The sequence below is a fragment of the Crocosphaera sp. Alani8 genome (genome assembly GCF_038442745.1).
GTDB lineage: Bacteria > Cyanobacteriota > Cyanobacteriia > Cyanobacteriales > Microcystaceae > Crocosphaera.
Genome location: NZ_JARVCN010000264.1, coordinates 1 through 4387, shown reverse-complemented (window position 1 = coordinate 4387; position 4387 = coordinate 1). Strand labels below are relative to the sequence as shown.

4 protein-coding genes and 1 tRNA gene are annotated in these 4387 nt (G+C 41.1%); 4 read left to right on the top strand and 1 reads right to left on the bottom strand.

Annotation, left to right across the window (positions count from 1 at the left end; translation table 11 throughout):
- On the top strand, window positions 1–828 hold an 828-nt coding region (locus P9B04_RS15130), incomplete at its 5' end, for a WD40 repeat domain-containing protein (protein WP_342055819.1).
- Between the two features lie 123 nt (window positions 829–951).
- Here P9B04_RS15130 and P9B04_RS15125 read toward each other — a convergent pair.
- A tRNA-Phe gene (locus tag P9B04_RS15125) sits at window positions 952–1024 on the bottom strand.
- 363 nt (window positions 1025–1387) lie between these two features.
- Here P9B04_RS15125 and P9B04_RS15120 point away from each other — a divergent pair.
- The 3 genes from P9B04_RS15120 to P9B04_RS15110 form a co-directional block, all read left to right on the top strand.
- On the top strand, window positions 1388–1564 hold the full coding sequence (locus tag P9B04_RS15120) for a hypothetical protein (protein WP_342055818.1): 177 nt from the start codon (window positions 1388–1390) through the stop codon (window positions 1562–1564).
- A gap of 258 nt (window positions 1565–1822) precedes the next feature.
- Window positions 1823–3097 carry a phosphopyruvate hydratase gene (gene eno / locus P9B04_RS15115; protein ID WP_342055817.1) on the top strand — a complete coding sequence of 425 codons (1275 nt, stop codon included), beginning with the start codon at window positions 1823–1825 and terminating at the stop codon, window positions 3095–3097.
- A gap of 79 nt (window positions 3098–3176) precedes the next feature.
- On the top strand, window positions 3177–4387 hold a 1211-nt coding region (locus P9B04_RS15110; RefSeq protein ID WP_342055816.1), incomplete at its 3' end, for a cyclic nucleotide-binding domain-containing protein.

Genomic DNA, 4387 nt, shown 5'->3' with positions numbered 1-4387 from the left:
TCGGTCTATAGCGTGAGTTTCAGCTCCGATGGTCACACCTTGGCCTCTGGGAGTTCTGATAGGACAGTGAAACTGTGGAATGTGAAAACAGGAGAGGAGATACGCACTCTCAATGGACATCAAGACTCCGTCTATAGCGTGAGTTTCAACTCCGATGGTCACACCTTGGCCTCTGGGAGTTCTGATAGGACAGTGAAACTGTGGAATGTGAAAACAGGAGAGGAGATACGCACTCTCAATGGACATCAAGACTCCGTCTATAGCGTGAGTTTCAGCTCCGATGGTCACACCTTGGCCTCTGGGAGTTTAGACAATACGGTGAAACTGTGGAATGTGAAAACAGGAGAGGAGATACGCACTCTCAATGGACATCAAGACTCCGTCTATAGCGTGAGTTTCAGCTCCGATGGTCACACCTTGGCCTCTGGGAGTTTAGACAATACGGTGAAACTGTGGAATGTGAAAACAGGAGAGGAGATACGCACTCTCAATGGACATCAAGACTCCGTCTATAGCGTGAGTTTCAGCTCCGATGGTCACACCTTGGCCTCTGGGAGTTTAGACAATACGGTGAAACTGTGGAATGTGAAAACAGGAGAGGAGATACGCACTCTCAATGGACATCAAGACTCCGTCTATAGCGTGAGTTTCAGCTCCGATGGTCACACATTGGCCTCTGGGAGTGCAGATAAAACAGTGAAACTGTGGCCAGTTAATTTTGACTGGTTAATGGAACGTAATTGTGATTGGGTGCGCCCTTATTTACTGCACAATCCTAACGTCAAGAAAGAAGATAAATACTTATGTGGAACTGGTGAGGAAAATTAAAACGAAACTTGAACTAAATTACGTCCTAAAATCAGTTTCCTAATTAGTGCCTATTAGTCTTGATTTGTTCAATAGCACATGGCCAGAAACTTTTTATATTAAAGTCTTCAAGATATATAAAAATGCCAGGAGGCGGACTTGAACCGCCGACACGAGGATTTTCAGTCCTCTGCTCTACCAGCTGAGCTATCCCGGCTAAATCACTCATTTACTCAGTGCCTAACTAGCATAGCAAATATTTTGTTGCGACGCAATAGTTTGCTGAAAAATTTTTATTAACAGTTTTGGTAAGCATTCAGCATTCAGCAGTCAGCAGTCAGCATTCAGCATTGAGTTAGGGGATAATAGCAGTTTTCATTAGCTTGTCGCAACAGGGTGTATAAATCTTGGAGGAAACCTCCAAAAACAGATCTTCCATCAAGAAACCTGAATACTCACACTTTGCTTAACTGAAAGTTAACCATTGGTGTCACCCGAGAACGGGTATGATGATTATATATAAAAAATTAGCTTTACAACGAAAATCATAAGCCACACCATTGGCTAGGAGAGTAAATTAGTGGAAAGTAACAAAGCAACCATAGAGATATTACCTAAAGATAAAAAAAACGAAGAACCACACAAATCTTTAGATCCTTTAGCGGAAAATTTCGATTTTGATAGTTGGGCTAAGATGGTTAAAAAACAGATGAACAAGTCCTTACAGTATCCTTTTTCTCACTATTTATCCAAGTAGCTAAATTATTTAATTAAAAAATAATTTTCTCTCTCAGAATAAATACTGTGATGTCCCATTTCAAGCGCACTATCATATCTGAGTCAACTAAGATAAATTTAAGGTTTTATTATTAGCAATTTACCCTAAGTTTAAGGTGATATTTCAGAAAATCTTAAGGGAAAATACCGAGAATAATGGCAAAACATGACAGATAATTAGAGCAAGATTTCTCAAATAGTCTGAACTATCTCAACGATTATCAGGAGAGCAGAATTCATGCGAATTAAAACAATTGTCGCCTCAGAAATGCTTGATTCACGGGGAAACCCCACAGTAGAAGCGCAAGTGGTGCTTGAAGATGGGACAACAGGTAGTGCTTTAGTGCCTTCTGGGGCTTCTACAGGGGAAAAAGAAGCAGTAGAAATGCGCGATGGGGATAAAAACCGTTATAAGGGGAAAGGGGTTCTCAAAGCCGTAGAAAATGCTAATAATCAACTCGCCCCTGCCCTCATCGGTATGGACGTTACCCAACAACGGGCGATCGATCAAGCTATGATTGACTTAGACGGGACTCCCAACAAAGCAAAAATAGGAGCTAATGCTATTTTAGCGGTTTCCTTGGCGGTTGCTCGCACCGCATCCAATTACCTAAAAATGCCCTTGTATCGTTATTTAGGAGGAACCAACGCATCTTTACTACCGGTTCCCTGTATGAACGTTATTAATGGGGGAGCTCACGCTGATAATACCATCGATTTCCAAGAATTCATGATTGCCCCTCATAACGCTGATAGTTTTGCTGAGGCTATCCGCATGGGTACAGAGACTTTTCACACCCTCAAAGGCTTACTTAAAGATAAAGGATTGAGTACCGGTATCGGAGATGAAGGGGGGTTTGCACCCAATTTAAAATCTAACGAAGATGCCATCGAATTTATCATAGAAGCCATCGAAGCAGCCGGTTATAAACCTGGGGAAGATATTTCCATTTGTCTCGATCCAGCCACTTCAGAATTATGGAAAGATGGAAAATATCTCTTCTTCAAATCCGATCAATCCACTAAAACCCCTTCAGAAATGGTAGCACTGTGGGAAGAATGGATGAATAAATATCCCATTGTTTCCTTAGAAGACGGTATGGGGGAAAACGACTGGGAAGGTTGGAAGGAACTAACGGATAAAATCGGCAATAAGGTGGAATTAGTAGGAGATGACTTGTTTTGTACGAATCCTGCTATTTTAGCCGAAGGCATTGAAAAAGGAGTAGCTAATTCTGTTTTAATCAAAGTCAATCAAATTGGTAGCTTAACCGAAACCTTAGACACCATCGAATTAGCCAAAAAACATAACTATAAATGTTTTGTCTCCCATCGTTCCGGAGAGACAGAAGACACCACCATTGCTGATTTAGTGGTGGCTACCAGTGCAGCACAAATTAAAACCGGTTCTGGTTGTCGTGGTGAACGTATTGCTAAGTTCAACCAACTTTTACGCATCGAACGGGACTTAGGAAAAGCAGCCCGTTTTGCTGGAAAAGCAGCTTTTATGTAACTTCAACATTGGTAGGAGTCAATTTTTATTGATTCCTATCCATATACTTTAATGAGCTAATTGGCAATTGCGGAGAATTATGTCAGACTCCCCCATTATTATCGCTTTTATCTATGGAATTATTAGTGCTTGTTCCATGCCTTTAGGATCTATCACTGCCCTATTTTGGAGTCCTGTGTCACGGACTCTTGCCTTTTTAACAGCCTTTGGTAGTGGGGCATTACTAGCAGCCTTAGTGATTGATTTAGTAGGTAGTGCAACGGAAAAAGGGCATATTCTAGAATTGGTGATCGGGGCTGTTATTGGCAGTTTATTTTTTAGTTTTGTCAATCAATTAGTGAATAATTCTGGAGGATTTTTACGCAAACCTTCTACTACTCTTTCCCATCTAACTCAAAAAGAATCGCGGCGTTTTCAAGAACGGGTGGACAGTCTTAAGGGAATTAATCTATTTTACGATGCAAATCGCTCCCTCAGACAAAAATTAGCCAGTATTTTATTAGTTACTCATTATCCCAAGGGAACCACCATTTATCGTCAAGGAGATCCCAGTGAAACCCTTTATATTATTAGAAAAGGGAAAGTGACCTTATTAGATCCTCAAGCTAACCTTGAACCTTTGGAAAATCTCGGAGAAAACGATGTATTTGGTCAATTTTCTTTCTTAACCGCTTCTCCCCACCAAACTATTGCCCAAACCACAGAAGATACAGAAGTTGATATTTTACCCCGTCCCGACTTTGAAGAATTATTGCCCACATCTCCTTATCTATGCCAACAAATGGAACGGTTTTGGCAAACACCAGAATTACAGGATTATTTACAAAAACGTCAAGGGGTTGAGGAAACTGAGATTAAATCTTGGGTAGAGGCTGCCATAGAAAATATGTATAAAGAAGGTACTATTTTAGAAGCCGTTGAAGTGGAGGATAGGGAGGAAGAATTTGTACAAATAGCCAGACAAATCACCAGATTTCCTGTGTTTCGTTATTTATATCATCACGAACTCGTAGAAATTGCTCAACGTTTAACCTATCATCGTTACAATGATGGTCACGTTTTCTTTCAACCGGAAGAAGTGGGCGATCGCATTTTTATTATCCATCGAGGGGAAGTGCAGATTATTTACCCCCATCACCTCCAGAAAGCCCCTCTTCTCCTTAAAACAGGGGATACTGTAGGGGAGTTGTCCTTTGTTACCGGAGCAAAACATACCGTCAGTGCAGTAGCTTTAACGGTATCTTCTCAAAAAGCCAGGGGTCACTCGCTGCGAAAACTTAGGCCAAACAT

Excerpts from the sequence above, each read along its gene's own strand:
- eno (WP_342055817.1), top strand. The coding sequence starts at position 1,823 with ATGCGAATTAAAACAATTGTCGCCTCAGAAATGCTTGATTCACGGGGA.